The sequence below is a fragment of the Bradyrhizobium sp. BR2003 genome (assembly GCF_009720285.1).
Classification (GTDB): domain Bacteria; phylum Pseudomonadota; class Alphaproteobacteria; order Rhizobiales; family Xanthobacteraceae; genus Bradyrhizobium; species Bradyrhizobium elkanii.
Genome location: NZ_SMYJ01000014.1, coordinates 251,359 through 277,638 on the forward strand (window position 1 = coordinate 251,359; position 26,280 = coordinate 277,638).

At 65.0% G+C, this 26,280-nt stretch carries 23 protein-coding genes; 8 read left to right on the forward strand and 15 right to left on the reverse strand.

The annotated features are described in order from the left end of the window. Positions 1-66: 66 nt before the first annotated feature. Both E2I15_RS09650 and E2I15_RS09655 read right to left on the reverse strand, forming a co-directional pair. Complete coding sequence (locus tag E2I15_RS09650) at positions 67-1,323, reverse strand: MFS transporter (RefSeq protein ID WP_137479660.1); 1,257 nt, start codon at positions 1,321-1,323, stop codon at positions 67-69. Positions 1,324-1,545: 222 nt separating this feature from the next. Next, a complete protein-coding gene (locus E2I15_RS09655) occupies positions 1,546-1,863 on the reverse strand; it encodes a hypothetical protein (RefSeq protein WP_196238895.1) in 318 nt (105 codons plus the stop codon). Positions 1,864-2,052: 189 nt separating this feature from the next. Here E2I15_RS09655 and E2I15_RS38705 point away from each other — a divergent pair, with 189 nt between their 5' ends. After that, positions 2,053-2,220 carry a hypothetical protein gene (locus E2I15_RS38705; protein ID WP_170991575.1) on the forward strand — a complete coding sequence of 56 codons (168 nt, stop codon included), beginning with the start codon at positions 2,053-2,055 and terminating at the stop codon, positions 2,218-2,220. A gap of 39 nt (positions 2,221-2,259) precedes the next feature. On the opposite strand, the gene E2I15_RS09660 is transcribed toward E2I15_RS38705, so the two are convergent. Further along, entirely contained in the window at positions 2,260-2,706 is a 447-nt protein-coding gene (locus E2I15_RS09660) for a hypothetical protein (protein ID WP_137479659.1), read from the reverse strand. A gap of 431 nt (positions 2,707-3,137) precedes the next feature. Between E2I15_RS09660 and E2I15_RS09665 the strand changes: the two genes are divergently transcribed. Together E2I15_RS09665 and E2I15_RS09670 are read left to right on the forward strand one after the other, a co-directional pair. Continuing rightward, positions 3,138-4,334, forward strand: coding sequence for an acetyl-CoA C-acyltransferase (locus E2I15_RS09665; protein WP_137479658.1), 1,197 nt, complete (start codon positions 3,138-3,140; stop codon positions 4,332-4,334). A gap of 108 nt (positions 4,335-4,442) precedes the next feature. Further along, entirely contained in the window at positions 4,443-5,747 is a 1,305-nt protein-coding gene (locus E2I15_RS09670; protein WP_137479657.1) for an MFS transporter, read from the forward strand. A 27-nt stretch (positions 5,748-5,774) separates the two neighbouring features. Here E2I15_RS09670 and E2I15_RS09675 read toward each other — a convergent pair whose 3' ends face one another. From E2I15_RS09675 to E2I15_RS09685, 3 genes are all read right to left on the reverse strand, one after another. Then, positions 5,775-7,091 carry a carbohydrate porin gene (locus E2I15_RS09675; protein WP_137479784.1) on the reverse strand — a complete coding sequence of 439 codons (1,317 nt, stop codon included), beginning with the start codon at positions 7,089-7,091 and terminating at the stop codon, positions 5,775-5,777. Positions 7,092-7,139: 48 nt separating this feature from the next. Further along, the gene (locus E2I15_RS09680) at positions 7,140-8,159 is read right to left on the reverse strand and encodes a transporter (RefSeq protein ID WP_137479656.1); all 1,020 of its coding nucleotides are present in this window, start codon (positions 8,157-8,159) and stop codon (positions 7,140-7,142) included. A gap of 142 nt (positions 8,160-8,301) precedes the next feature. Beyond that, positions 8,302-9,087 (reverse strand): acetoacetate decarboxylase, encoded by a 786-nt coding sequence (locus E2I15_RS09685; protein WP_018271149.1) that lies wholly within the window; start codon positions 9,085-9,087, stop codon positions 8,302-8,304. A gap of 282 nt (positions 9,088-9,369) precedes the next feature. Between E2I15_RS09685 and E2I15_RS09690 the strand changes: the two genes are divergently transcribed. Beyond that, positions 9,370-10,533 (forward strand): patatin-like phospholipase family protein, encoded by a 1,164-nt coding sequence (locus tag E2I15_RS09690; RefSeq protein ID WP_137479655.1) that lies wholly within the window; start codon positions 9,370-9,372, stop codon positions 10,531-10,533. Between the two features lie 109 nt (positions 10,534-10,642). Here the strand turns inward: E2I15_RS09690 and E2I15_RS09695 are convergent, their stop codons facing one another. Together E2I15_RS09695 and E2I15_RS09700 are read right to left on the reverse strand one after the other, a co-directional pair. After that, positions 10,643-12,202 carry an acyl-CoA carboxylase subunit beta gene (locus E2I15_RS09695; RefSeq protein WP_137479654.1) on the reverse strand — a complete coding sequence of 520 codons (1,560 nt, stop codon included), beginning with the start codon at positions 12,200-12,202 and terminating at the stop codon, positions 10,643-10,645. After that, on the reverse strand, positions 12,132-13,106 hold the full coding sequence (locus E2I15_RS09700) for an IclR family transcriptional regulator (RefSeq protein ID WP_057019748.1): 975 nt from the start codon (positions 13,104-13,106) through the stop codon (positions 12,132-12,134). Before E2I15_RS09700 ends, E2I15_RS09695 begins: the two co-directional genes overlap by 71 nt. Before the next feature lie 129 nt (positions 13,107-13,235). Between E2I15_RS09700 and E2I15_RS09705 the strand changes: the two genes are divergently transcribed. The 4 genes from E2I15_RS09705 (at position 13,236) to glsA (ending at position 18,863) form a co-directional block, all read left to right on the forward strand. Next, entirely contained in the window at positions 13,236-13,457 is a 222-nt protein-coding gene (locus E2I15_RS09705; protein WP_076826552.1) for an acyl-CoA carboxylase biotin carboxyl carrier protein subunit, read from the forward strand. Positions 13,458-13,610: 153 nt separating this feature from the next. Next, positions 13,611-14,774: a TAXI family TRAP transporter solute-binding subunit gene (locus E2I15_RS09710; RefSeq protein WP_137479653.1), complete on the forward strand. Its 1,164-nt coding sequence runs from the start codon at positions 13,611-13,613 to the stop codon at positions 14,772-14,774. A 143-nt stretch (positions 14,775-14,917) separates the two neighbouring features. Then, positions 14,918-16,981, forward strand: a complete 2,064-nt coding sequence (locus E2I15_RS09715) for a TRAP transporter permease (RefSeq protein ID WP_137479652.1) — start codon at positions 14,918-14,920, stop codon at positions 16,979-16,981. Between the two features lie 22 nt (positions 16,982-17,003). Continuing rightward, the gene (glsA, locus tag E2I15_RS09720; protein WP_137479651.1) at positions 17,004-18,863 is read left to right on the forward strand and encodes a glutaminase A; all 1,860 of its coding nucleotides are present in this window, start codon (positions 17,004-17,006) and stop codon (positions 18,861-18,863) included. A 206-nt stretch (positions 18,864-19,069) separates the two neighbouring features. Here glsA and E2I15_RS09725 read toward each other — a convergent pair whose 3' ends face one another. The 7 genes from E2I15_RS09725 to E2I15_RS09760 all read right to left on the reverse strand — a co-directional run bounded on the left by E2I15_RS09725 (position 19,070) and on the right by E2I15_RS09760 (position 26,279). Further along, a complete protein-coding gene (locus E2I15_RS09725) occupies positions 19,070-19,597 on the reverse strand; it encodes a carboxymuconolactone decarboxylase family protein (RefSeq protein WP_016847181.1) in 528 nt (175 codons plus the stop codon). A 625-nt stretch (positions 19,598-20,222) separates the two neighbouring features. Further along, positions 20,223-20,582: a Zn-ribbon domain-containing OB-fold protein gene (locus E2I15_RS09735; RefSeq protein ID WP_137479649.1), complete on the reverse strand. Its 360-nt coding sequence runs from the start codon at positions 20,580-20,582 to the stop codon at positions 20,223-20,225. Then, entirely contained in the window at positions 20,579-21,715 is a 1,137-nt protein-coding gene (locus E2I15_RS09740) for a thiolase family protein (protein WP_137479648.1), read from the reverse strand. Before E2I15_RS09740 ends, E2I15_RS09735 begins: the two co-directional genes overlap by 4 nt. Positions 21,716-21,848: 133 nt before the next feature. Further along, a complete protein-coding gene (locus E2I15_RS09745) occupies positions 21,849-23,015 on the reverse strand; it encodes an acyl-CoA dehydrogenase family protein (protein WP_137479647.1) in 1,167 nt (388 codons plus the stop codon). Positions 23,016-23,025: 10 nt separating this feature from the next. Then, positions 23,026-24,225: a CaiB/BaiF CoA transferase family protein gene (locus tag E2I15_RS09750; RefSeq protein WP_137479646.1), complete on the reverse strand. Its 1,200-nt coding sequence runs from the start codon at positions 24,223-24,225 to the stop codon at positions 23,026-23,028. Between the two features lie 162 nt (positions 24,226-24,387). After that, positions 24,388-24,597, reverse strand: coding sequence for a hypothetical protein (locus tag E2I15_RS09755; RefSeq protein WP_057019739.1), 210 nt, complete (start codon positions 24,595-24,597; stop codon positions 24,388-24,390). Between the two features lie 143 nt (positions 24,598-24,740). After that, positions 24,741-26,279, reverse strand: coding sequence for a class I adenylate-forming enzyme family protein (locus E2I15_RS09760; protein ID WP_137479645.1), 1,539 nt, complete (start codon positions 26,277-26,279; stop codon positions 24,741-24,743). Position 26,280: the final 1 nt, after the last annotated feature.

A 26,280-nucleotide genomic window follows, 5' to 3' on the forward strand; every position in this document is an offset into this window, starting at 1 on the left:
GCTTGCCTGCGCTGTCGCGTCCTTTTGGCGCGTCGGCGACCGCGGCGCGGCATCGCGCCGCGCCCCTCACCTTGCGTTGGCCGGGGCGTGGGTCGGCCAAAGGTCGGCGCGCCAGTGCAGCGCGATCGCCAGCATGGCGATGAAGCCGGCGGCGGCGAGCAGCGTGCCGGTCGCGGTGTAGCCGATCAGGTCGATCAGGCTGCCGGCGGCGAGCAGCCCGAGCGGCAGGCCGTAGATCACCATCATGCGCACACCCATGACGCGGCCGCGCAGATGCGCGCTGGCATTGCGCATCAGCATCACGGCGGCCGAAATCATCGACATGCTCTGCGCGATGCCGGCGAGCAGCAGACAGGCCATCGCCACCGGCATGGTCCGGAGCTCGACGAACACCAGGAGCATGGCGTACCAGGCGAGCGTCGCGCCGATCAGGAGTCGCGCGATGCGTACCCCGCCGGCCATGCTGAGCGTGATCGAGCCGATCAGCGAGCCCACCGCGAAGCTTGCCGAGAGATAGCCGAGCCCGGTCTGGTCGGTATGGAAGATGTCGCGCGCGACATAGGGCAACAGACCATTGGTGAGCGGGAACGCGGTGAGGTTGGCGAGGAACGCGACGCAGAGCGCGGCGCGCATCCCCGGGCCGCTCCAGGCATAGACGATGCCCTCCTTGAGGTCGCGCAGCAGCTTCGAACCCGGCGCGTCGGCCGCGAGATCGGTCGCGCCGTGCGACTTCGGGCGGCTCATGCAGAGCATCAGGATGGCGGCGACGAAATAGAAGCCGGCGATCCCGACATAGACATAGCCGATGCCGAGCGCCGCGAACAATCCGGCCCCGGTCAGGGCTCCTGCGATGCGCGCCGAGTCCTGCGTGGTTCGCGCCAGGCTGATGGCGCCGACCAGCTGCTCCGGCGGCATGATATCGGCGAGCAGCGCGCCACGCACGCCGAGATCCGACGGGCGGATCACGCCCATGATCGCGACGATGATCATGACGTTCAGCGGGGCGAGATGCCCGGTCAGCGCCAGCGTCATGATGGTGCCGGCGAGCGCCGTATAGGCAAAGCGCATCACGGCGAGGAGATCGCGGTGCCCCATGCGGTCGCCGATCATGCCGACGACCGGCGCGACCAGCGTGCCGACATATTGCAGCGACGCCAGCACGGTCAGCAGCAGCACCGAGCCGGTCTCGACCATGATGTACCAGCCGAGCACCAGCGTCTCGACCTCGAACGCCCAGGAGGTGAGCAGATCGGACGGCCATTGAAAGCGATAGCTGCGGATACGAAACGGCGCGAGCGCGGAGGTCCGCGTGGCCCCGCTCAAGACGCGATGACGCGTGTCACGGCGTGTCCTGCCCTTTTTCCTTGTTCTTCTGGTTCTTGGTCGTGCTTGCGGCGCTTTGAATCTGTCTTGAGTCGCTTAGGAAAATGCCCTGTTCTAGCAGCGTAGCGCCGAGCCGATTGGTGTCAATCGAAGCCGCCGCATGCGGCCATGCGCGATGGTATCCGCAACGACGGGATGGCGTAGCCTCGCGAGTCGCAGGCCCTACATCGGCGGCACGGCGCGCCGCAGCATGAAATGGGTGGGTATGAAAGCGAGCAGCGGCAGGCCGATCATCAGGCCGGCCAGCCATACCAGCGGCGGCACGAAGCCTTGCGCCGCCCTGTCGCTGGTGCCGAAGACGTAGTTGATGTTGACCGGGGTCATGCCCAGGTCCTGCCGCGGTCCCGGCATCACAAAGTAGCAGGTCAGCAGCAGCGCCCATGCCAGCACGCTCCAGGCGATCAGCGCGCGCTGGTCATAGCCGAGCCGCCAGACCAGGAACAGTAGCAGGAAATCAGCAGCGACGGCGATCACGGACATTGCGGCGGGACTGTTGCACAATCCGCCAGCCCTAGCGCCGGATCGGTAAACAGACCCGTATTCCGCAACCTTGAATTGATCGACGTTCGGGAATTCGGTTAACGCCAACTCAGCGGCGCCGGTACAGTTTTAGGCGCCCGCGCGAGATGATCGTGCTAGCATGCCTGTTCCGAAGCCGCGGAGGACGACATGAACGCCTTCGAAGTTTTCGCGATCTACCTGACGCCCTTTGTGATCATCGCGGTCGCAATCCGGCTGCTGATGCAGCGCCATGCCGTCGACCTGCCGGACCTGCAGAAACAAGCGGGCTCCGCGCCGAAGCGACGATTTCTGCTCGGCGCCTGGCGGTCGGATTAGGTCAGCCGCGCGAGCGAATGGATCGACGCCGACACTGCATCAAACCGGTGCAATCGGTGTTGACGTGACCGGACCGGACGCAATTCGCACGTCCTTGTAGGCCGAGCGGATGGCGCTGAGCACCTCTTCATCAGAGGACGTGACCTCGTAGAACGTGCTGTCGACCGCGCGGATCATGATCCATGTGCCGTCCTGTTGCTGGAGAGTGCCGACGAACTGCCCCCAAATGACCTGGGATGCTTCGTGCGCGGCTTTCGAGAGCGCTGCACCACTGACCGGCGCACCGCTGGCTGCGAACACCGCGAGCTGGTTTTCCCCGGCGACCATGAATTCTTCAAAGGCGCGGTCGAGCACCGGTTGATGCAGCACGACCGGCGAAACCATCCAGCTGGCTTGCAGCGAGCGCGGAGCAAGCAGATCAATCAGATCGCGAAGATCAAGCGCGAGGGCTCCATTGCGATCGTCATGGATTCGAAGCGTGGTCATTGGCGCTCCTAAGATTAATGCAACGCCGTCTAGACCGGCTTGCCTCTTCAAGTGCTTAGAAGCTTGCCTCAACGCGTCGGATTGTTGGCAACCAGCACCGATGCAAATTTCAAGCACGATTGCAACGACGAGTCCCACCTACAACATTCGCCGCGGCGTATGGGTCCCGGCCTTCGCCGGCGAAAGCCAGGACCTATTACCCCAAATCTCCGTTGTTGCGCGACGCTGGGGTCGCGATCCGGTTCATCACTGAACGCAGTGGTTGTGTGTCCTAGCTTTCGCCAGGGCGACATTGGTTAGGGTGGAACGATCCCGGCCCAACTCATGCGAACACGACATTTTGTCATGAGAGCCGCAGTTGCATTTTTTGCATTGCATCATATGATGACAATAATTCAATCAAATCCCAGACATAAAAAGGGACTCCTGCCATGGCAACCAGCACCGATCCCGTCGTCATCCTCTCCGCCGCCCGCACCCCGCTCGGCCGCTTCATGGGCGAGCTCGCGCCGCTGCCGGCGCACAAGCTCGGCTCGCACGTGATCGGGGCTGCGCTGGAGCGCGCAAAACTCGCGCCCGAGCGCATCGACGAGGTGTTCATGGGCAACGTGCTGCCCGCCGGCCAGGGCCAGGCCCCTGCCCGCCAGGCCGCCCGCGGCGCCAGACTGCCGGACGCCACCGGCGCCACCACCGTCAACAAGGTCTGCGGCTCCGGCATGAAGGCGACCATGCTGGCCCACGACATCATCAAGGCCGGCTCGGCCGAGATCGTGCTGTCCGGCGGCATGGAAAGCATGAGCAATGCGCCGTATCTGTTGCAGAAGGCGCGCGGCGGCTATCGCGCCGGCCACGACCGCATCATCGACCACATGATGATGGACGGGCTCGAGGACGCCTACGAGACCGGCCGCTCGATGGGCGATTTCGGCGAGGCGACCGCGGAGGCCTACCAGTTCACCCGTGCCGACCAGGACGCGTTCGCGATGGAGACGCTGAGCCGTGCCCGCAAGGCGGTCGAGGGCGGCGCCTTCAAGGCGGAGATCGCGCCGATCACACTCGCCGAGAAGGCCGGCCCGCGCATCGTCGCCAATGACGAGCACCCGCTGAAGGTCGATCCGGCAAAAATCCCCGGCCTGAAGCCGGCATTCCGCGCGGGCGGCACCATCACGCCGGCCGCCTCCTCCGCCAATGCCGACGGCGCGGCAGCGCTGATCCTCAGCCGGCGCTCGCTCGCCGATCGCGATGGACTGCCCGTTCTGGCCGAGATCAAGGGCCACGCCACCCACAGCCAGGAGCCGCAGTGGTTCACGACAGCGCCGATCCCGGCGATCAGAAAACTGCTCGACAAGGTCGGCTGGAGCGTCGGCGATGTCGACCTGTTCGAGATCAACGAGGCGTTTGCGGTGGTCGCGATGGCGGCGCAGCGCGACCTCGGGATTTCCAGGGACAGGCTGAACATCAATGGCGGCGCCTGCGCGCTCGGCCATCCGATCGGCGCCACCGGCGCGCGGCTGATCGTGACGCTGCTACACGCGCTGGAGGCGCAGAACCTGAAGCGCGGCGTTGCCGCGCTGTGCATCGGCGGCGGCGAAGCCACCGCGATCGCCGTCGAGCGGGTCGCGCACTAACCCGCTACATGAGTCCTAAAACGAGGGAACTATGGCATTTTAGCCATGGCTCCCTTGTGCCATATTGCGCATCACGCAAAGCTTTCACCGCAATCGATCCGGAACACAATGATCTCGAACTGGCTTGCTTCCACCCTCGCCCGCCGCAACATCCACTACGGCTGGGTGATGGTGGCCGTGACTTTCCTTGCCGCGCTGATCTCCGCCGGCACCGTCGGCGCGCCCGGGGTGTTCATCGTGCCGCTGCAGAAGGAGTTCGGCTGGTCCACCGCCGAGATTTCCTCCGCGCTGTCGATCCGCTTCATCCTGTTCGGGCTGATGGCGCCGTTCGCCGCCGCGCTGATGAACCGTTACGGCCTGCGTAACGTGACGCTGGCGGCGCAGCTGATCGTGGTCTCCGGATTATTGGCCTCGCTCGCCATGACGCAGGTCTGGCAGCTCATCCTGCTGTGGGGTGTCGTGATCGGAATCGGCACCGGGATGACCGCGCTGGTGCTCGGCGCGACCATCGCGGCGCGCTGGTTCGTGGCGCGACGCGGCCTCGTGGTCGGTATCCTCACGGCGAGCGTCGCGACGGGACAGCTCGCCTTCCTGCCCCTGCTCGCGACGCTGACCGAGCGCTTCGGCTGGCGTGTCGCGCTTGGGCTGGTCTGCGTCATGCTCGCCGTTGCCGCCTTTGCCGTGCTGATGGTGATGCGCGACCGGCCGAGCGACGTCGGCCTGCGTCCGTTCGGCGATGAGGGCACCGCGCCGCTTCCCGCGCCGCCGCCGGCCAATGCGCCGATCGTGACCGCCGCGCTCGGCACGCTGCGCGACTGCGCGAAATCCTCGGTGTTCTGGATCCTGTTCGCGACCTTCTTCGTCTGCGGCGCCTCGACCAACGGCCTGGTCCAGGTCCACCTGATCCCGATGTGCCTCGACTACGGCATCCCGCAGGTGCAGGCGGCAAGCCTGCTCGCCGCGATGGGGATCTTCGATTTCTTCGGCACCATCGTCTCGGGCTGGCTGTCGGACCGCTACGACAACCGCTATCTGCTGTTCTGGTATTACGGCCTGCGCGGCCTGTCGCTGCTATTCCTGCCGTTCTCCGACTTCACGTTCTACGGGCTGTCGCTGTTCGCGATGTTCTATGGCCTCGACTGGATCGCGACGGTGCCGCCGACGGTGCGCCTCACCGCGCAGCGCTTCGGCGCCGAGCGCGCCAATCTGGTGTTCGGGTGGATCTTCGCCGGCCACCAGCTCGGCGCCGGCGCCGCCGCGTTCGGCGCCGGACTGTCGCGCACGATCTATCAGAGCTACCTGCCGGCGTTCTTCATTGCCGGTGCGCTGTGCATCTTTGCCGCGCTGATCGCGCTGGCGATCGCACGGCCGCAGCCGAAATCGGTGGCGGAGCCGAAGCCGGTCGCGGCCTGAGGCCGCTGCCTGCGCTGCGTGCGCCGGTCAGTACGACAGGATGGTGCGCATCCCGAACACCATGCTGTCCTTGATCCGATGCGTTTGCGTCGGATCGTTGGGATCGACGGCGCCGCCGCCGGGATGGGCGATATATTGAAACATCGGCTGCATGGTGAAATTCGGGTTCACCACGTGCTGGTAGGTGATTTCGAGGATCGCCTCGTAGTCGCGGATCGGATACGGCGTGCCCGTGAAGATCTGGGTGTCGCGGTCGAGCGCGCGCGCGGCGTCCGAAATCCTGGCATAGATCGCGGCGATGCCGAACCGATCGTCCGGATAGGTCTCGCTGAAGCCGGAGAACAGGAAGCCGCCGTCGACATAGGTGCTGATCAGATTGCGGTCCGACGGGCTGACCGAGGCGCGCATGAAGAACGCGACGCCCTTGTCAGCGTCCGGCCTGGCGCGCGCAAGCAGCTGCTCATAGACCATGAAGATGCCGTTGTCCCGCCGCAGCCATCGCGTGTCGCCGGAGCTGTCGGGATCGGCGAGCGACAGCCCGTCGGCCGAGAAGCGCTGGTCGGCGAACGAGCCCATGTGATACCAGGCGCCGCCGGTGATGGTCGCCGGCAGCCTGCTCTCACCGATCTCGAGCTTGTATTTGAGCTGGCCGATCCACCATGGCGGATCGTTGACGCGGAAATTCAGCCCGTGGGCGTTCAAGATCTGCGGATCGTCGGTCCCCTGCGGCGGCGAAGCCGAACCGTCGAACAGAGCCAGATAGGCGGTGATGCGGTCGGACAGATTGGCCTTGATCCGGATGCCGGGCACGGCAAGTGGCGGCGACGGTCCGCCGGCCGGCAGAATGGTGCCGACAATGCCGGGCCAGCCCAGCGCCGAATTGATGAAGATGTCGTCGTACTGGCTGTCGATGAACTCGACGTCCGAACCCTGCTGGCCGACGCGCACCGAGAGTTTGCCGCCGAGCAGCTTCTGCTCGATCCAAAATTCATAGAGCCGCGTCGCCGGCAGCGACTCGACGCCGGACACCAGGAACAAATTGCCGACATAGCTCCGCGACAGCCCATCGCCGTGGATCTGGTACATGTTGGCGTGGAAGGTCGCGCCGGTCCAGCCCATCGCCTTCTCGAGGTCGATGGTGGTGCCGAGATCGAGACGGCCGGTATAGGCCGCGCCATTGCTGACGCCGCCGGAGACGTTGGAAAACCCCTCACCGATATAGGTCAGGCTGAACTGGTAGCCGGCCTCCTCGAGGGCAGCCCGCGTATCCGCAATCCGATCGGCGACGGGCTTGTCTTCCGCATGCGCCGGCGCGCCGAGCGCGAGGGCCGCGGCCACCAACATCGCGCGGGAAATAGCTCTGCACATCGGGATTGCCGCGGTGCGCTCGCGCTATTTGACGATGCCAAGCCGCCGCATCAGCAGATAGGCCAGCAGCGCCGACCCGACCAGGAGGCCGGCCGCGACCAGGAATCCGCTGTCGACGTCGGTCAGCGGCAATCCCTTGGTGTTCATGCCGAAGATGCCGGTGACGAGCGTCGGCGGCAGCAGCATCATGGTGACGACGGACAAGGCGTGGAGGTGCTTGTTGCTCTCCTCCTCGAGCTTGAAGCGCAGCTCCTCCTCCAGCAGGCGGCTGCGTTCGTGCAGTTCGACGATGTCGTGGTCGAGGCCGTCGAGCCGCTGCGCGAGCTTGCCGGCCTGCAGCCGCAGCGCCGGGCTGAGATTGTCGGTATTCTTCTGCTCGAGCCGGTGGAACAGCACGCGCAGGCCGGCAAGCTGGCGATGCAGGCGCACACAGGTGCGGCGCATTCGGCTCAGATTCTTGCGCAGCTCGGATCCGGTATCCTCGGCGAGCACCCGCTCCTCGATCGCGTCGATATCGGTGCCGATCTTGTCCGCCATGCGGTCCATGGTGTCGGCGATCTCGTCGACGATCTTCTCCAGCAGCGCCGCGACACTGCCGACGCGATGGCCGCCCTCGAGCACGCGGCGCGTCGCATCGGCGGAGCACAACGCCTGATGACGGCCGCTGATCAGGAGACGCTCGGTCATCGCAAAGCGGAGGAAGCCGGTCTCGCGGGTCGCGGCTTCAACATCCCGCACCAGGTCGGAAAACACGCCGTAGACGCAATTGTCGACGACGTGGATCTGCTGGAAATTGTCATTCGACAGCAAGAGGTCCCGCGCGAGCTGCGGGATGTGCATATTGGCGAGCCATGCCCGGGTGCGGACGTCGGTCAGGTTGAAGTGCAGCCACAGCCTTCCGTCATGGCTCGGCTCGATCGGCGCATCGATCGGAAGCGCCTCGGCGCGGCCGTCGTGATGCAGGCGGAACGCCCAGACCAGACCGGGGACCGCCTCGCGGGTCAGCAGCGCCCCGACCGGAGCGGGAGGTGGGTCAGCCAGCATGGCCGGCCCCCAGGGCAATCGACGACGCAACCGCGCGACATGACATCTTCAAAACCTCGCCCACGCGCAACGCTGAGCAAGCGCGTCCCTTCGACGCAACATAGGAGGACGCGCCTGTTACAGTTTTATGTCAGCGACCGCCCTACTCTGCCGCAAGACCGGTCGGCGCCGCCGCCTCCGCGGCCTCCTTGTTGTAGTCGTGCACGACGCGGCCGAACGGCAGCGTCAGATCGGCGAGGAAGTGATGCGCGCCGACGACACGCTTGACCGGAAAATCGGCGACCGGTGCATTGACATGCGGCACCAGATGCAGCCGGCCCGGTCCGATCCAGGAGCCCTTGACGACGATGTCGGTCAGGTTGATCGCGACCAGCTGGCAGACCTCGAGATGACCGTCGACGCCGGGGATCATCTTCAGATTAACCTGCGTCTTCGAAAGCGTGGCGCGGGTGACGTCGCCATTGCCTGCCATGCTCTCGTGCTTGTAGCCCATCGTGCCCATCGCAACGAGCTGGCCGGCATATTCCAGCGTGCCGGTCAGCGTGTCCTTGACGATCTCGAGCTTGGGATGGGCGTACTTCTTCGGAAAGCCCCAGATCTCGCGGCCGGCCGCGATCGGCGGATCATCGTCGAGATACATCTGGCAGACGAAGTTGACCTCTTCGCCATGCAGGCGCGCGGGGATCACGAGGCCGGACTCGGTGTAGCTGCCGAAGCCGGAGCTGTCGGGCATCTTGATCCATTCGTAATGCACGATCGCCTGCTCGATCGGCTCCAGCGGCTCGGGCAGACCGGCGCGGATCAACTCCGGATCGGTCTCATAGGTGATGACGAGGAATTCGCGATCGATGAAGCGATACGGACCGGCGGGATAGCTCGGGCCGGCGGCCGGCATCGACGGAAGCTTGAGCAGATCTTCCCTGCGCATCGCAATAACCCCCTGTTTGAAAAATTTGCCCGGAAGCTAACGGCCGAGATTGACAGCGATGTGAGGGATTTCCGTCAGGTGCATGACCTCGGTTACGCCTGCGTGACCCAGGTTACGCCTGCGTGACCCAGGTTGCGCTTGCGTTGACCCGGGTCGCGCTGCCGAGGCCAACGCTAACCATGCAGGCAGGCATGCCGGATGCGCCGAGCGTGAGCGCCGCAATTGTCATCACCGCGTCATCGGCACGCTGAATTCTCGCCGCGAATTTTTGGAGTGTCTGATATGGACGCGCGAACCCCACATTTCGACGATATCGATCACGCGACGCCCGGCTGGCGTCCGGAAGGCTGCGATCGCGTGGCCCTGGTCCTGCAGGGCGGCGGCGCACTCGGTGCCTATCAGGCCGGCGTCTATCAGGCGCTGCATGAATCCAACATCGAGCCCGACTGGGTGTGCGGCGTCTCGATCGGCGCAATCAACTCGGCGATCATCGCCGGCAATCCGCCCGAAAAGCGGCTGGAGCGGCTGCACACATTCTGGGATCGCATCACCAACCGCAAGATCTGGCACTACACGCCGGACGGCGACATCTTCCGCAAGGCGCGCAATCTCACCAGCTCATGGCTGACGACGACGCTGGGGCAGCCCGGCTTCTTCACCCCGCATCAGACCAATCCGTGGTTCAGCCTGGCCGGCGCGCGCACCGCCACCAGCTACTACGACACCACGCCGCTGCGCGAGTCCTTGCTCGAGCTGGTCGATTTCGACCGCATCAATTCCAAGACAATGCGCTTTGCGGTCGGCGCGGTGAACGTGCTGTCCGGCAACTTCATCTATTTCGACAATGCCCATGACGAGATCATTCCCGAGCACATCATGGCGAGCGGCGCACTGCCGCCGGCACTGCCGATGGTGAAGGTCGGCACCGATCATTTCTGGGACGGCGGCATCGTCTCCAACACGCCGCTGCAGCATCTGCTCGACCAGGAAGACAACATGAACTCGCTGGTGTTCCAGGTCGACCTGTTCTCGGCGCGCGGCGCGCTGCCGCGCGACATCCAGGACGTGATGGCCAGGCACAAGGACATCATGTATTCGTCGCGTACCCGTTACAACACCGACGTCTATCGCAAGACCTACAATCTGCGCACCGCCCTGCACAACGCGCTGGGAAAAATCCCCGACGATCAGCTCTCGGACGAGGAGCGCCAGCTCAAGAAGGCAAACGCCCGGCTGCCGGGCATCACGCTGTTGCAGCTGATCTATCAGCAGAAGGCATATGAGGGCGACGCCAAGGACCACGAATTCTCCGGCACCTCGATGCGCGAGCACTGGGTGAGCGGGCACGAGGACACCAAGCGCTCGCTGAAGCGGCGCGAATGGATCAAGATGCCCGAAAACGGCATGGGCATCGTGATCCACGACGTGCATCGGGAAGCGGAGTAGGACAAGGCCGTCATTGCCGGGCTCGACCGGGCAATCCATCCGCTTAGAATGGCTCATTCGATGGAGCGCGGGTCAAGCCCGCGCATGACGCGTTGAGTCTGAGGAGCCCTTATGGTCGCGTCGACATGTTGCTCGGCGGCCCGGCCGTGCGGATCGGTTCGGCGAGGCGCGCGAACTCGCAGAGCAGCGAGCGTGTCTTGCGCGGGTCGATCACCTCCTCGACCCAGAACTTCTCGGCCGAGCGGAACGGCGAGCGCAGCTTGTTGAGGCGATCCTCGATCTCGCGCAGCTTGGCGGCGGGATCGGCGGCCGCATCGATCTCGGCGCGATAGGCCGCCTCGATGCCGCCCTCGAGCGGCAGCGAGCCCCAATAGGCCGACGGCCACGCATAGCGCATCGAGAAGCGGTTGGCCGGCTGATGCACCACGCCGGCGACGCCGAAGGCGTTGCGGATGATGATGGTGCACCACGGCACCGTGCTCTGGTTGACCGCCGCCATCGCCCGCACGCCATGGCGGATGGTCGCCGTCTTCTCCGCCTCGAGCCCGATCATGAAGCCGGGGCAGTCCATCAGATAGACCACCGGCAGATGGAAGGTCTCGGCGAAGTCGACCCAGCGCACCACCTTCTGGCAGGCGTCTGCGGTCCACGAGCCGCCATAGTGGAAGGGATCGCTGGCGAGCAGCAGCACCGCCCTGCCCTCGAGCCGCGCCAGCCCGGTGATCACAGGCCGGCCGAAATTGCTCGCGACCTCGAAGAACGAGCCCTTGTCGACGACGGCATCGATGATCGGCCGCATCTTGTAGACCTGCTTGCGGTTGCGCGGCACGGCTTTCAGCAGCGATTCCTCGGCACGTTCCGGGTCGTCGGTGCAGGGAACGGTCGGCGGCAGGTCGTAGACCGACGACGGCAGATAGGACAGGAAACGCCGCGCGTAATCGAACGCATCCTCTTCCGTTTCGACGGCCTGGTCGATCGCGCCGGCGCGGGTCTGGATGTCGGCGCCGCCAAGCTCCTGCTTGGTCAGATCCTGCCCCAGGCGCTTCACCACCGGCGGGCCGGCGACGAACATCGCGGAGCTCTTGGTCATGACAGAGTAATGCGTGGCGGCAAGCCGCGCGGCACCAAGGCCCGCGACCGAGCCGAGCCCGAGACCGACCACCGGCACGCGCGCCAAATTGGCGGTCGTGTACCAGTACCAGCGCGTGCCGCCGACGCCGCCGGGCAGATTGGCCGCGCCCCTGGTCTCGATCGTCTTCACCGAGCCGCCGCCGCCCGAGCCTTCGATCATGCGAACGATCGGCAGGCGGAAGTCATGCGCCATCTCCTCCGCCATCAGCGGCTTGGTGGAGATCGATGCATCCGCCGAGCCGCCGCGCACGGTGAAGTCGTCGCCGACCACGACCACGGTGCGGCCGTCGACCCTGGCGCGGCCGAACACGCAGTTCGCCGGCGTCAGCTGCTTGAGTTCGTTGTTCTCGTCGTATTCGGCGATGCCGGAGATGGCACCGACCTCGTGAAAGCTGTTCTGGTCGACGAGCTTGTCGATACGCTCACGAACCGTGAGCCGGCCCTGGTCGCGTTGCCGCTTGACCTTGTCAACGCCTCCCATCTCCCGCGCGAACGCTTCGCGGCGGGCGAGGTCGTCGAGTTCCGGCTTCCAGTTCATTCACTGCTCCCGTCTTGAGGATTTTGTTGTTGTTATGGGCGGTCACCGGAAGCGACTTGCGTTCGATCCGATTGCTGAAGATGTCGCCGTCGGCGCCTTCGAGCAGGCTGCCGAGTGCGGCGGCGAGCTCGACCATTTGCGGTGCGACCTCGCGATGCAGCCGCGCCTCGTCATACATCGCCGAGAGCAGGCCGATCGTGGTGACCACATAGGTCTGGTACTGCGGCGACCACAGCGGCACCGCGACGCCGTTGATGTGCGGGCTCCACAGGCCGCAGGCGACGACGTAGCCGTGCTCCTGCAAATGCCGGCGGTTGGCCTCGATGCGCGGCGTCAGCATTTTGGCGCTGTCGGGCAGCTCGCCTTCCATCTCCGCGATCAGCGCGTCGCCGACCGCGGGATCGAGCGCAGCCGTATAGGCGTGGCCGGCCGCGGTGGTCGCCATCGAGATCCGGCTGCCGGTGGCCTCATGCAGGCCGAGCGCGTTGGCCGCGCGGGCGAACTCCAGATAGACCAGATGAAAGCGGTCGGGGATGACGAAGCCCACCGTGCCGGGCAACTGATCGGCGACATCCTGCAGGCGCAGCCGGATCAGATTGCGCAGCTGCAGCCCCTTCATCATCGTGGTGCTCATCGCGACCGCGCTCGGGCCGATGCGATATTTCTGGTCGCGCGGCAGATAGACCAGCTGTCCCATCCGCGTCAGCGTGTGCGTCAATCGCGACACCGTTGAACGCGGCAGGCCGCAGCGGTTCGAGATCTCGAGATTGCCGAGCCGGGCCTCGTGTCCCTCGAAGCACCGCAACACGTCAAAGGCGCGCGACACCACCTGGATGACATCGCCATCGCCTGTCTCGCTGGCGAGCATTCCCTGCCTGCTAAGCCGTTCCGAGCGCCTTCCCATCTATTTGGCTCCATTCCGTCTTGCGGAATAAAATTCCACTTGCAGAAGAATCTACCTCAGGCAATCTGCCGCCACAACAAAAAGCCGTTCGCCGGATGAAATTTCCGCAAGACGGTATCGGAGAGTGGAATGCCAGAGATCAAGGTTGTGACCGAAGTTGCCGGGCGCGTTTGCGCGCTTCCTGTCGAGACCGGCAGCAGCATCGGCAATGGCGACGAGATTGCGTTCGTCGAAGCGATGAAGATGGAAATACCGGTCACGTCGACGACAGCAGGCAAAATCAAGTCGATTCTGGTCAAGATCGACGATGTCATCGCCGAAGGCCAGGCGGTCGCGATCGTCGAGACCTGAGATCCCACCCCTGCCGTCCGGCCGCGACAATCTGTCCGGTGATGTAGCGGCCGAAATCGCCGGCTTGCGCCGGAGGTAGCGTTGCCATCGTCGGATCACGATGCAATCATCCCGCCCGCAAAAGTTTCGCACAGCGAAACAAAGGGAGGAATTATGATCCATCGGCTGATGGCGCTCGCGCCCGCCGCTCTTGCCGGCATTTCGATCTTCGCTGCCCTGCCCGCCTCGGCCGAGGACATCAAGCTGCCGCCGACCATGGCGGTGACCGCCTACGACACCGGCACCGCCGGCTTCAACATCGCGGTCGGCGTCGGCAAGATGATGAAGGACAAATACGGCACCGACGTCCGCGTGCTGCCGGCCGGCAACGACGTCGCCCGGCTCGCACCGCTGCGCGCCAAGCGCGCGGTCTCCTCGGCGATGGGATCGGGCACCTATTTCGCGCAGGAAGGCGTGTTCGAGTTCGGCGCCAAGGAATGGGGCCCGCAGCCGCTGCAGCTCATGTTGTCGTCGGTGGACTGCAACTGCGGCGCGCTTGGCGTGGCAGCCGATGCCGGCGTCAAGGAAATGAAGGACCTTCGCGGCAAGCGCGTCGGCTTCGTGGTCGGTTCGCCGGCGCTGAACCAGAACTCGCTCGCGATGCTCGCGTTCGGCGGCCTCACCCAGAAGGACGTCAAGATCGTCGAGTTCGCAAGCTACGGCGCGATGTGGAAAGGCCTGATCAACAACGACACCGATGCCGCCTTCGGCACCACGATCACCGGCCCCGCCAAGGAAGCCGAGACCTCGCCGCGCGGCCTGATGTGGCCGCCGCTGCCCGCCGACGACAAGGAAGGCTGGGCACGGGTGAAAAAGGTCGGCTCGTTCTTCTTCCCGCAAACCGCAACATGCGGCGCCGGCATCTCGCCGGACAAGCCGATCCAGCTCGGCAATTACCCCTATCCGATCTTCGTCGCCTATGCTGCGCAGCCGGCCGACCAGATCTATGCGATCACCAAGGCGATGATCGTCAACTACGACGCCTACAAGGACTCGGCGCCGGGCGCCGCCGGGCTCGGCGCCGACCGGCAGACCAAGAACTGGGTCGTCCCCGTGCATCCCGGCGCGGTGAAGGCGCTCAAGGAAGCCGGCCACTGGAGCGACGATCAGGAGGCGCACAATAACGCGCTTTACAAGCGCCAGGAGGTGCTGGCCGCCGCCTGGGCGGATTACGGCAAGTCGAACCCGCCGTCGGATGACAAGGCCTTCCTCGATGGCTGGATGAAGGCACGCGCGGCCGCGCTTGCGAAAGCCAATATGCCCAACGGCTTTGAGTGAGACCCGCCAACGCGCGATGAGATCGGGTTGATCGTCATCGCGCTTCCGCCCGTTTGAGCATGGTGCTTCCGGAAAACCGCTTCGCGCTTTTCCGGATCATGCTCTAGGCTACGGGCAAAACGGACAACATTGGGGGATGCGTAATGCCCGAGAACGCCGCGGCTGCGCCTGCGAAAAGAATCGAGTTTGAGGATCCGCATGCCGGCCTCGACAATCTGCAGGAAGCCGAGGTCACGCGCGTGCGCACCCTGCGCGGCGTGTGGCGCTGGGCGCTGGTGGTTGCAACCGCCGCAACCATCCTGCTCTGCATCAACCAGCAGTTCTCGCTGCGCTTCTTCATCGACTACACCCAGCTCAACACCGAGTACTTCTACCTGCTGATCGCGCTGATGCTGCCCTTCACGTTCCTTATCTTCCCCGGATCGGAGCGCGCGCCGCTGAACCGCATTCCCTGGTATGATTTCGCGCTTGCCGTCGCGACCTTCGCCGCCTCGATCTGGCTGATGCTGAACGTGCGCAAGGCGGCGCAATATGGCTGGGAGTCCGACGGCGCCCCGAGGAACGTCATCATTGCCGGCCTCGTGATGTGGGTGATGCTGATGGAGGCGCTGCGCCGGACCGGCGGCTGGAGCCTCCTGCTCAGCGTGCTGCCCTTCACCGTCTATCCGCTGTTCGCCGAGGCCAGCTGGCTCGGCCCGTTCCGCGGCTCGCAGCTGACGCTCGACCAGACCACGGCCTATCACGTGCTGTCCGGCGAGAGCCTGCTCGGCATTCCGATCCAGGCTTTCGCCGACACCGTGATCGGCTTTTTGGTGTTCGGCACCGCGCTGATGATGACCGGCGCCGGAAAATTCTTCATCAACCTCGCCTTCGCGCTGTGCGGCACGTTCCGCGGCGGCGCCGCCAAGGTCTGCATCTTCGCCTCCGGCCTGCTCGGCATGATGTCGGGCTCGATCGTCTCCAACGTGCTGACCGCCGGCACCATGACGATCCCGGTCATGAAGAAGAGCGGCTTCCGCGCCTCCTATGCCGGCGCGATCGAGGCCTGTGCCTCGACCGGCGCCGTGCTGGCGCCGCCGGTGATGGGCGCCACCGCGTTCGTGATCGCGCAGTTCCTTAATATCAGCTACGCGGAGGTCGCGGTGGCCGCGATCGTCCCGGCGGCGCTCTACTATGTCGGCCTGTTCATGCAGGTGGACTCCTACGCCGCGCGCCACGGGCTGAAGGGCATTCCGCGCGCCGAGCTGCCGCGGGTGATGGATACGATCAAGAACGGCTGGTACTACGTCTTCGTGATCGCGCTATTGATCGTGATGCTGCTGTATTTCAAGCGCGAGAGCCACGCGCCGTTCTACGCCACCGCGCTGCTCTTGGTGCTGAACCAGATCTTCTCCAAGGAGAGCCGCTGGACGCTCGGGACGATCGGAAAATTCCTCGAGGTCAACGGCCGCACCTTCGTGGAGCTGGTCGGCATCCTCGCCGGTTGCGGCCTGCTGATCGGGGCGTTCTCGATGACCGGCGTGGTCTCGAGCCTTGCCAACGACCTCCTGACGCTGGCAGGCGACAACGCGCTCCTGCTGCTCGCGATGTGCGCCTTGACCAGCCTGATCCTCGGCCTCGGGCTGACCACCACCGCCTGCTACATCTTCCTCGCCATCCTGGTTGCGCCCGCGCTGGAGAAGCTCGGGCTGAACCGGATGGCGGTGCACATGTTCATCTTCTATTGGGGCATGCTGTCGTCGATCACGCCGCCGGTCGCGATCGCCTCCTTCGCTGCGGCCGGTATCGCCGGCTCGCCCGCGATGAAGACCGGGTGGGAATCGATGTGGGTCGGCAGCATCATCTATTTCATCCCGTTCTTCTTCGTGCTGAACCCCGCGCTGGTGATGCAGGGGCCGAGCCCCTATCTCGCCGGCCTCGGCCTGATGGCGCTCGCGGCGTGCGGCACGCTGTTCATCTGTGGCGGCATCCAGGGCTACCAGGCCTTCGTCGGCGACCTCCGTGGCGCCGGCGCCCTGGAATGGCCGCTCCGGGTGCTGCTGGTGATCGGCGGCTTCGTGCTCGCGACGCCCGGCGGCGGCATCAACCCGCTGTCGCAGCTGCAGGTATCGCTGCTGGGGCTCGCGATCCTCGCCCCGACGGTGCTGATCGCCTTGGTGCTGGTCCGCCGTCAGGCGCTGGTTCCGAACCAGTTGCGCGCGCCCTGATTGCGTTGCACAACAAGAGGCGATGAAACGATCGCCTCCTCCCGTCACCGCCACCACCACGGCCTGGTCCAGCTCGAAGCCGCCGCTGCTGCGGTTTCTGCACACTTGTTACGCAGACTTCCTGCCGGAGGCCGCCGGCGCGGTTGCCGACTACATCCCCGAGCTCGGCAAGGCCGACCCTGCCCATTTTGGTATCAGCCTGGCGACGCTCGACGGCCACGTCTACGAGGTTGGCGACACCAGAGTGCCGTTCACCATCCAGTCGATGTCGAAGCCGTTCGTGTTCGCGCTGGCGCTGGACACGCTGGGCGCCGAACGGGTGGAAAGCGTGATCGGCGTCGAACCGTCCGGCGACCCCTTCAATTCGATCCGGCTCAATGCCGAGAACCACCCGTTCAATGCGATGGTCAATGCCGGCGCGATCGCCTGCTCCGGCCTGCTCCACACCGACAAGGGCGACGGCGCGTTCGACTATATCCGCCAGGCGCTCGGCCGCTTCGCCGGGCGTGAGCTCGATGTCGACGAGGCGGTCTATGCTTCCGAGAGCGCCACCGGCGACCGCAACCGGGCGATCGGCTATCTCCTGCGCACCAACAGCGTGATCACCGAGAACGTGCCTGCGGTGCTCGACGTCTATTTCCGGCAATGCTCCATCCTGGTCACCGCGCGCGACACCGCCGTGATGGCGGCGACGCTCGCCAACCGCGGCATCAACCCGCTGACCGAGGAGCAGGTGGTGACGCCCTACGCGATCGCGCGCACGCTCTCGGTGATGACCTCGTCGGGCATGTACGACTACGCCGGCGAATGGATCTACCGCGTCGGCATTCCCGCCAAGAGCGGCGTCGGCGGCGGCATTCTGGCGGCGCTGCCGGCGCGGCTCGGGCTCGGCAGCTATTCGCCAAAACTCGACAAGCACGGCAACAGCGTGCGCGGCATCAAGGTGTGCGAGACGCTGTCGGCGCATTACGACCTGCATATACTGAACCGCAGCGACGACGCCCGCCACAGCATCATCGCCGACTACAATATCGGCAAGAACCCGTCGCGGCGAGTGCGCCGGCCGCAGGAGCAGGAGATCCTGGCAAGGCACTTCCAGGAGGTGCGCGTGATCGAGCTGGTCGGCACGCTGTCGCTCTCCAATGTCGACTATGTCTCGCGCCGCCTCGCCGGAAGCCCGCGGCCCGAATTCGTGATCTTCGATCTGCGCCGCGTCACCGCGACGACCCGCGCGGGTGCAAGGCTGGTGGCCGAGGCGTTCCAGGAGCTCGCCGAGCTCGGCGTCACGGTGATCCTCTCCGGCATCAAACGGACCTCGCGCGCATGGGCGACGATCAGCGAGTGGACCAGGCGGCTCGGCAATATCAGGGATTTCTATCTGCTCGACACCGCGATCGAGTGGGCCGAGGACCAGATCGTCTACCGCTATGGCGGCTCGATCGACTTCCTCGAGACCACGGAGCTTTCCGAGCAGCCGCTGCTCGCCGGATTGAGCGAAGCCGAGATCGCCGATCTCGCCGCGCTCTGCACCGTCCGGACCTACCAGCAGAATGAAAAGGTCATCGCCGCGGGGAGTGAGGCGACCTCGCTGTTCTTCCTGCGCAGCGGCGTGGTTCACGTCACCCTGCCCGACGGCATCCGGCTCGCGACGCTGACGGCCGGCATGGCATTCGGGGAGATGGCGCTCCTGGAGCCGATGCGCTCCGCGGACGTGCTCGCCGACATGTCGGCGACCGCCTATGAGTTCGCGATCAGGGATTTCGAGCGCTTCCGCGAGCAGCACCCGCGCGCCGGCGAGCGGATCATGCGCAACCTCGCGCAGATCCTCGCCGATCGGCTGATCGTGGCGAATGCCAAGGTGGATCTGTTGACGTCGGGGTAGGTCTTCTCGTCCGAGGACGCTTGTGAGCTCGTCTCGCTCTCGCAACTCGTCATGCCCGGGCTTGACCCGGGCATCCACGTCTTGTCCTCCTCTTGAAGAAAGGCCTGGATGGCCGGGTCAAGCCCGGCCATGACGTGCGGTAAGCGCTAGTCCAGCAATGTTAGCAACAATGCAAGTGGAGACAGGCTCGAGTGTCGTGCTCGCGCCTAGCTCACCACTTCCGTCACCGGCTGCAAGTCGATCTCGAAGGTCTCGAGAAATTTCGACGTCATGATGTAGAAGCCGACCGAGAGCTGCAGCTCGATCAGCGCGGCCGGCGTCAGCTTCGCCGCGATCGTCTTGAAGGTCGCGTCGGTCGGCTTCTTCAGCTTGACGATCTCGTCGGTGAAGGCGAGCGCCGCGCGCTGCACCTCGTTGAAGCAGGTCGCCGATTGCCAGTCTTCGAGCGCAGCGTTCTGCTCGTCGGTGACGCCGACATTCTTGCCGATGCGCTTGTGCGCGACGATCTCGTAGGGCGCCTCGCAGAGAATGCCGGTGCGCGTGATCGCAAGCTCGCGGACGACGGGATCGAGCTCGCCCTTGTGGCGGATCGCGCCGCCGAGCCGGCAGTACTGTTCAAAGTAGCTTGGCGAATGCGCCATCATGCGAAAGATGTTGGCGTTGCGGTTCTTGTCGAGGATCTCGCGGGTACGCGGGCTTGCCTTCGCGGGATCGGAGTAGTCGATACGGGCCATTTCCTAACCTTGATCTTGCTGTCGTTTCTGTCGGGTTCCGAAACACTAGAGCCTTTTCCGTTCCGATGAAATCGGAACGGGGCTCTAGATCTTTGTTTTGACGCGTTTTCTTCACGCGAACCGGTATCCACTTCGCTCGAAAACGCTTTGTACGGGCTGCTGTCGCAGGAGCAACACGCGCGAGTCAAATTGCCGCCGCATTCCCAGACAACCTTGTCACAGTCGATATTCGCTGAGTGGGGACTCGTCAAAGCGAATGCTCGACGCGGGGTGTTCCGAGTAAAAAATCCGGCCGTCTTGCGCGCAATTCGCGCAACGATGAGTCACGCCCAAGTCTAGGGGAAACGCATGAAAGAAGCCACCAAGAGGGCGGCCTCGGAAGCGCTTGCGCAAATGCTGGCGGTGACGGCGATGCTCGTCATCGCCAGCGTCATCTTTTATTGGCACTAAAGCATGATCCGGAAAAGTGCGAAGCGGTTTTCCGAAAAGATCATGCTCAAACAAGGTGCTAAAGCGCGATGATGATTCAGCCTAATCTCATCGCGCTTTAGTATCCGCAAACTATGAGGGGCAAGAGCGAACCAGTTCAGCCTGGTCTCGCGTTCTGATTGGATCGTTCAGCCCCTCATTTCGCCTTTGCGAAATATGGAACCAGCCGTCCCGCGAATTGCGTGAAGCGCGCCGCGACCTTGTCGCCGATGGCGAGGTCGTTGTCGCCATGGGCCATCATGCGAAAGCCCTCGTCGGCATCGACAAGCACGATGTTGTACGGCACATGCGCCCGCGTCTCCGGCGTCGCGGCGCGGCAGACCAGCGAGGTCGCATACACCGTCCCTGCCCCGCTCGCGCGATGCTCGGCAAGATCGGGCGAACCGCAGGCGGCGCAAAAGCTGCGGCGGAAATATTGCCGCGCGCCACAGCCGTTGCAGGTCTGGTAGACGATGGCTTCAGTGGCCTTGGTCCAGTCCACGATCGGTCCGCTCATCGCACGCGCTCCAGGAACATGCTGACATGCGACGACAGCACCCCGCCGTCACCGTGCAGCAGCGCGACCGAGGCGTCGCGCACCTGACGATTTTCGGCGCGGCCGGTCATCTGCAGATGGGTTTCGACCAGATGCGCCATCGCGCCGCCGACGCCGCAATGGCCATAGCTGAGCAGGCCGCCATGGGTGTTGAGCAGCATCTCGCCATCCTGATTGAAATAGCCGGCGCGCACCCGCGCCGCCGCCTCGCCGCGTCCGGCAAGGCCGAGATCCTCCAGCAGCATCGCGAGCGTGATCGTGAAGCTGTCATAGACCGCGGCGTAGCGCACGTCCGGGATCGCGATCCCCGACACCTCTTTCGCCTTCGCGATCGAAATCTCGGCGCCGAGTTCGCTGAGCGCGGGCGCGGCGGTGATATGCTGATGGGTATGCGCCTGGGCGCAGCCGCGGACGCGGACCTGCCGCTCGCCGGTCGGCTCGCGGCTGATCACGCACGCCGCGCCGCCGTCCGACACCGGACAGCAGTCGAGCAGCTTGAGCGGCATCGCTACGGGCTTGGAGGCCATCACGTCGGCAACCGTGATCGGCTCGTGGAATTGCGCGCCGGGATGCGTCAGCGCGTGCTTGCGCATCAGCACCGCGAACTCGGCAAGGTCTTCCTGCGTGACGCCATATTCATGCATGTAGCGCGTCGCGACGAGGCCGTAATAGGCCGGGATCGTCGGCCCCAGCGTCACCTCGTAATCGGGATGCCCGACCTGCGCCAGCGCCTGGATCGAGGCGTCGCGGCTCTGCCCGGTCAGCCGGTTCTCGCCGCCGACCACCAGCACGTGCTTTGCGACGCCGGCGTCGACCAGGTGATGCGCCAGCATGGTCATCGCAAGGCCGGTGGCGCCGCCGACCTGCACGGCGTGCGCGTAAGACGGGCGAATGCCGAAGTGCTCGGCGAATACCGTGGCCAGCATGATGTGCGGCGAGACCGTGGAGTAGCCGCAGAGGATGCCGTCGATGTCGGAGCGCTTCAGCCCGGCATCCGAGATCGCAAGCTGGGCCGCCCTGCTCATCAGGTCGAGCGAGGACAGGCCCTCATGCTTGCCGTAGGACGTGAGGCCGACGCCGGTGACGAAGCTCATGTCAGCGTACTCTCTCTTTCCACGTCATTCCGGGATGGACCGTAGGACCAGACCGCAGGTGCGCAATTGCGAACCGGGGAATCTCGAGATTCCGGGCTCGCATGTTTGATGCGCCCGGAATGACGGCTTAACATCAATACGACTTCGGAAGGCCGAGCACCTTCTCGCCGATGAAGCTGAGGATCAGCTGCGGGCTGATCGGCGCGATGCGTGGGATCAGCGATTCCCGCAAATAGCGCTCGACGTGATACTCCTTGGCGTAACCGAAGCCGCCGTGGGTCATCACCGCCTGCTCGCAGGCATGGAAGCCGGCTTCCGCGGCGAGATATTTTGCCGAGTTCGCCGCGGGGCCGCACGGCAGGTTCTGGTCATATTGCCAGCCGGCGCGCAGCACCATCAGCCAGGCAGCCTCCAGCTCCATCCAGCACTTCGCCAGCGGATGCTGGATCGCCTGGTTCATGCCAATCGGCCGGTTGAACACGATGCGGCCCTTGGCGTATTCCGACGCCCGCTTCAGCGCGATCTGGCCGAGGCCGACCGCTTCGGCCGCGATCAGGATGCGCTCCGGATTCATGCCGTGAAGGATGTATTCGAAGCCGCGGCCTTCCTCGCCGATGCGGTCTTCGACCGGGATCTCGAAATTCTCGAAGAACAGCTCGTTGGAATCGACCGGCTTGCGGCCCATCTTCTCGATCTCGTGCACGGTGACGCGCTTGCGGTCGAAATCGGTGTAGAACAGGCTGAGGCCATGGGTCGGGCTGCGCACCTCCTCCAGCGGCGTGGTGCGCGCGAGCAGCAGGATCTTGTTGGCGACCTGCGCGGTCGAGATCCACACCTTCTGGCCGTTGACGATGTATTTGTCGCCCTGGCGCACCGCGCGGGTCTTGAGCTGCGTGGTATTGAGGCCGGTATTGGGCTCGGTCACCGCGAAGCAGGACTTGTCGCGACCGTCGATGATCGGCGGCAGCATGCGCTGGCACTGCTCGCTGGTGCCAAACACCACCACCGGATTGAGCCCGAACACGTTCATATGCACCGCGGACGCGCCGGACATGCCGGCGCCGGATTCGGAGATCGTGCGCATCATGATCGCGGCATCGGTGATGCCGAGCCCGGAGCCGCCATACTCCTCGGGAATGCAGATGCCGAGCCAGCCGGCATCGGCCAGCGCGCGGTGGAAGTCGGCCGGATAGCCGCCCTCCTTGTCCTTCTTCAGCCAGTAGGCCTCGTCAAAGCGCGAGCAGATTTTTGCCACCGCGTCGCGGATCGATTCCTGATTGGCGGACAGTGCGAAGTCCATCTGTCGTCTCCTATGCGTTCGCCGCCTTGGCCGCGCCGTCGCGCAGCATCGCCGCGATCTCCTCGGTGGAGAAACCCGCCTCGCGCAGGATCTCTTCGCTGTGCTCGCCGAGCCGCGGCGCCAGCCGGCTTGGTTCGACCCTGGTCTCCGACCAGCGCGCCGACGGCGTCATGCTGCGGATCCGGCCTTCGGTCGGATGATCGACCACGGGGAAGACGCCGGTCGCGACCATATGCGGGTCCTCGAGCAGGCTCTCGAGATCGTGCATCGGCATCACGGGCACGTCGGCCTTTTCGAGGATCGCGTTCCACTCGGCAGTGGTCCTGGTCTGGAGAATACGTGCGAGCTCGGCGTAGACGACATCGATATTGCTGGCGCGGCCGGCGAAGGTCGCGAATTTCGGATCGCTGCGCAGATCGTCGCGGCCGGTTGCCTTGAAGAAATTCTCCCACTGCTTATCGTTGTAGACGATCACGCAGATATAGCCGTCGAGCGTCTTGTACGGTCGCCGGTCGGGCGACAGATGCCGCGCATAGCCGCCCTTGTCGAGCGGCGGATCGTAGGTCAGGCCGCCCATGTGATCGCCCATGACGAAGCCGGCCATGGTCTCGAACATCGGAATGTCGACGCGCTGGCCCTGCCCGGTGCGGTCGCGATGCACGAGGCTCGCACAGATCGCGCCGACCGCGGTGAGGCCGACGATGCGATCGACCAGCGCGTTCGGCACATAGCGCGGCACGCCGTCCGAGGTTTGCGCCATCAGCGCGGGCAACGCGGTCGCGCCCTGGATCAGGTCGTCATAGGCGGGCTTGGCAGCATAAGGTCCCTCCTGGCCGAAGCCGAACACGCCGGCATAGATCAGCCGCGGGTTGACCTCGGAAACGACGTCATAGCCGAGCTGCAGCCGCGCCATCGCCTGCGGGCGCACATTGTAGACCAGCACGTCGGCCTTCGCGATCAGCCGCAGCACCGCCTCGCGCCCCGCCGGCTTCTTCAGATCGAGGCAAATCGAGCGCTTGCTGCGGTTGGTGTTGAGGAACACCGGTCCCATGCCGGGATGCCGTGTCGGGCCGATCTGACGCGTCACGTCGCCATCGGGCGATTCCACCTTGATGACGTCGGCGCCGTAATCGCCAAGCATCTGCGTGGCGTAGGGTCCCATCAGCACGGTCGTCATGTCGACGACCTTGATACCCTGCAGTGGTCCCATCGTCCTGTTCGCTCCCGGATGTCGTGGTTATGGAGCTAGTAACGGGAGCTTCTCAAAGAGATCAAGCTGCACCGGGCGTATGGGCGTATGCATGGCGGCGGCCGGGCCGCTTCCGTGCGGCGGAACGCGGGGCGAGCAAACGAAGCGTATTCACCGCCGCCCCTATGCCGGCGACTGCCCCGTCATCACCTCGCGCGCCTTCAGGAGCTTTTCCAGTTCCGCATTCTGCTGCTCGAGCCGCTCGGCAATGCGCTCCTCGACTTCGGCGCCGGCTGCGCCCGCGGCCTGCTCGATCAGCTGCCTGATATTGTCCCGGAGGATCGCGATGCGATCGTTCACTTCCGACAGCGACAGAGACGTCTCGATTCCCATGGTCCGTTCTCCCGGTGACAAGCGCAGGCAGCTTAGCGCGGCGGGAGGCGGCGGCCTATCCCTTAACCGCTCTGGTGGCCCCAATCCTTACTGTGCATGGGGTTGTTTTCGATGTTTTCGATCCAACCCAGCCTCGCCGCGATTTAGCCCATGCCTTTGGCCAGCATCTCCCGCAGCGCGGTCTTCAGCACCTTGCCATAATTGTTCTTCGGCAGTGCATCGAGATAGACATAGCGCTTCGGCCGCTTGAAGCGGGCGATCGAGGCAAGGCAATGCGCGTCGAGCCTGCCGTCGTCAGCGGCGGCGCCGTCCGCGAGCACGACGCAGGCGACGACGATTTCGCCCCATTCCGGATCCGGCACACCGACGGCCGAGACCTCGCGGACATCGGGATGGGTCAGCAGGGCTTCCTCGACCTCGCGCGGATAGATGTTGGTGCCGCCGGAGATGATCACGTCCTTGGAGCGGTCCGACAGCGTGAGGAAGCCATCGGCGTCGAGCCGGCCGACATCGCCGGTGCGCAGCCAGCCGTCCTTCAGCGTCTCGGCATTGGCCTTCGGATTGTTCCAGTAGCCCAGCATCACGGTCGCGCCCTTGACCTCGATCTCGCCGGTCTCACCGGCAGGCAGTGGCTTACCGTCCTTGTCGGTGATGCGCACCGTGACGACGCTCTGTGCCAGCCCGACCGAGGCCAGCCGTTCGAGATAGCGCGGATGATCGCTCCGGGCGTACCAGCTGCGCGACAGCGCCGTGATCGTCATCGGCGACTCGCCCTGGCCGTAGATCTGAACGAAGCGCTGGCCCATCGTCGCGATCGCATCAAGGATGTCGGCCGTGTACATCGGACCGCCGCCATAGATGATGGTGCGCAGCCCCTCGCCGTTCTCACCGCCCCTCTTGGCGGCATCGACCAGGCGGCGCACCATGGTGGGGGCCGCGAACATCACGACATTGTCGAGCTGGCGGCCGAGGTTGAGCACCTCATCCGGATCAAAGCCGCCGGACTCCGGCACGACGTGGCGGCCGCCCATCCGGACGTGCGGGAAATTGTAGAGGCCGGCGCCATGCGAGATCGGCGCGGCATAGAGCGAGGCATCGTGCGGCGTCGCCGGATCGACGTCGGCGAGATAGCACAGCGACATTGCGACCAGATTGCCGTGGCTGAGCATCACGCCCTTGGGACGGCCCGTGGTGCCCGATGTGTAGAACAGCCAGGCGAGATCATTGCTCTCGCGCGGCAGCGGCGCTGGTGGTCCCTCGCCGCCTCGCATCGTCTTGTAGGCGTCGCTGCCGACCGACAGCGTGGTCATGCCGGCGGGGCAGTCGTCCTTCGCCTCGTTCAACGCATCGATCGTGTCATCGGAGACGAAGGCGAGTTTGGCACCGCCATTGCCGCAAATCCACGCCGCCTCGCGGCCGTGCAGCTTGGCGTTGATCGGGATCGCGGCGGCGCCGATCCACCAGATGCCGTAAAGGCATTCGAGATATTGCGTGCAGTTCGACGCAAACAGCGCGATGCGGTCGCCGGCGGCAATGCCGTGATCGCGTGCCAGCGCCGCCCCGATCGAGGCGGCGCGGCGGGCAAAGGTGGCGTAGTCGGCGTCGAGATCGAATCCGGTCAGCAGCGCCGGCGCGTCGGGACGCGCCCGTGCCGTCGCCGCCAGCCATTCGGCAATGTTCAAG

Bases quoted from the DNA above. Each gene is read 5' to 3' on its own strand.
- E2I15_RS09715 (WP_137479652.1), top strand. From the start codon at position 14,918: ATGCCCGAGAACGCCGCGGCTGCGCCTGCGAAAAGAATCGAGTTTGAG.
- E2I15_RS09705 (WP_076826552.1), top strand. From the start codon at position 13,236: ATGCCAGAGATCAAGGTTGTGACCGAAGTTGCCGGGCGCGTTTGCGCG.
- E2I15_RS09745 (WP_137479647.1), bottom strand. From the start codon at position 23,015: ATGGACTTCGCACTGTCCGCCAATCAGGAATCGATCCGCGACGCGGTG.
- E2I15_RS09755 (WP_057019739.1), bottom strand. From the start codon at position 24,597: ATGGGAATCGAGACGTCTCTGTCGCTGTCGGAAGTGAACGATCGCATC.
- E2I15_RS09750 (WP_137479646.1), bottom strand. From the start codon at position 24,225: ATGGGACCACTGCAGGGTATCAAGGTCGTCGACATGACGACCGTGCTG.
- E2I15_RS09695 (WP_137479654.1), bottom strand. From the start codon at position 12,202: ATGAACTGGAAGCCGGAACTCGACGACCTCGCCCGCCGCGAAGCGTTC.
- E2I15_RS09680 (WP_137479656.1), bottom strand. From the start codon at position 8,159: ATGCTGGCTGACCCACCTCCCGCTCCGGTCGGGGCGCTGCTGACCCGC.
- E2I15_RS09660 (WP_137479659.1), bottom strand. From the start codon at position 2,706: ATGACCACGCTTCGAATCCATGACGATCGCAATGGAGCCCTCGCGCTT.
- E2I15_RS09700 (WP_057019748.1), bottom strand. From the start codon at position 13,106: ATGGGAAGGCGCTCGGAACGGCTTAGCAGGCAGGGAATGCTCGCCAGC.
- E2I15_RS38705 (WP_170991575.1), top strand. From the start codon at position 2,053: ATGAACGCCTTCGAAGTTTTCGCGATCTACCTGACGCCCTTTGTGATC.
- E2I15_RS09670 (WP_137479657.1), top strand. From the start codon at position 4,443: ATGATCTCGAACTGGCTTGCTTCCACCCTCGCCCGCCGCAACATCCAC.
- E2I15_RS09710 (WP_137479653.1), top strand. From the start codon at position 13,611: ATGATCCATCGGCTGATGGCGCTCGCGCCCGCCGCTCTTGCCGGCATT.
- E2I15_RS09690 (WP_137479655.1), top strand. From the start codon at position 9,370: ATGGACGCGCGAACCCCACATTTCGACGATATCGATCACGCGACGCCC.
- E2I15_RS09735 (WP_137479649.1), bottom strand. From the start codon at position 20,582: ATGAGCGGACCGATCGTGGACTGGACCAAGGCCACTGAAGCCATCGTC.
- E2I15_RS09655 (WP_196238895.1), bottom strand. From the start codon at position 1,863: ATGTCCGTGATCGCCGTCGCTGCTGATTTCCTGCTACTGTTCCTGGTC.
- E2I15_RS09665 (WP_137479658.1), top strand. From the start codon at position 3,138: ATGGCAACCAGCACCGATCCCGTCGTCATCCTCTCCGCCGCCCGCACC.
- E2I15_RS09740 (WP_137479648.1), bottom strand. From the start codon at position 21,715: ATGAGCTTCGTCACCGGCGTCGGCCTCACGTCCTACGGCAAGCATGAG.
- E2I15_RS09685 (WP_018271149.1), bottom strand. From the start codon at position 9,087: ATGCGCAGGGAAGATCTGCTCAAGCTTCCGTCGATGCCGGCCGCCGGC.
- glsA (WP_137479651.1), top strand. From the start codon at position 17,004: ATGAAACGATCGCCTCCTCCCGTCACCGCCACCACCACGGCCTGGTCC.
- E2I15_RS09675 (WP_137479784.1), bottom strand. From the start codon at position 7,091: ATGTTGGTGGCCGCGGCCCTCGCGCTCGGCGCGCCGGCGCATGCGGAA.
- E2I15_RS09725 (WP_016847181.1), bottom strand. From the start codon at position 19,597: ATGGCCCGTATCGACTACTCCGATCCCGCGAAGGCAAGCCCGCGTACC.